The following is a 325-nucleotide window of genomic DNA, read 5'->3' on the forward strand; positions in this document are numbered from 1 at the left end:
TACCAGCGCGTCGGCGATCTCAGCACCGAGATGGTCGAGCACTTCTTCAGCTCCCTCTCCTACGCGATGGTGAGCACGCTGCACCTGAACACCAAAGGCCGTAACGATCACCATCGTGTGGAAAGCCTGTTCAAAGCCTTTGGCCGCACGCTGCGCCAGGCGATTCTCGTGGAAGGCAACACCTTGCCGAGCTCGAAAGGAGTGCTGAGATGATCGTGGTGATCCCCGATCCCGGCTGCGCCTTCCTGTCGTCGGTGAAGTGGGCGATTGAGCGGCTCGGCTACACGCCGCAGGTGAGCCGCGACCCGGATGTGGTGCTGCATGC

2 pseudogenes are annotated in these 325 nt (G+C 61.8%); both read left to right on the forward strand.

Annotation, left to right across the window (positions count from 1 at the left end):
* Window positions 1-213, forward strand: a pseudogene (locus KVT28_RS24745) (bifunctional histidinol-phosphatase/imidazoleglycerol-phosphate dehydratase); the annotation flags it as partial.
* Window positions 210-325, forward strand: a pseudogene (gene hisH, locus KVT28_RS24750) (imidazole glycerol phosphate synthase subunit HisH); the annotation flags it as partial. The pseudogenes KVT28_RS24745 and hisH, both read left to right, overlap by 4 nt.

Source organism: Pantoea sp. GbtcB22 (genome assembly GCF_019091025.1).
GTDB classification, from domain to species: Bacteria; Pseudomonadota; Gammaproteobacteria; order Enterobacterales; family Enterobacteriaceae; genus Pantoea; species Pantoea leporis.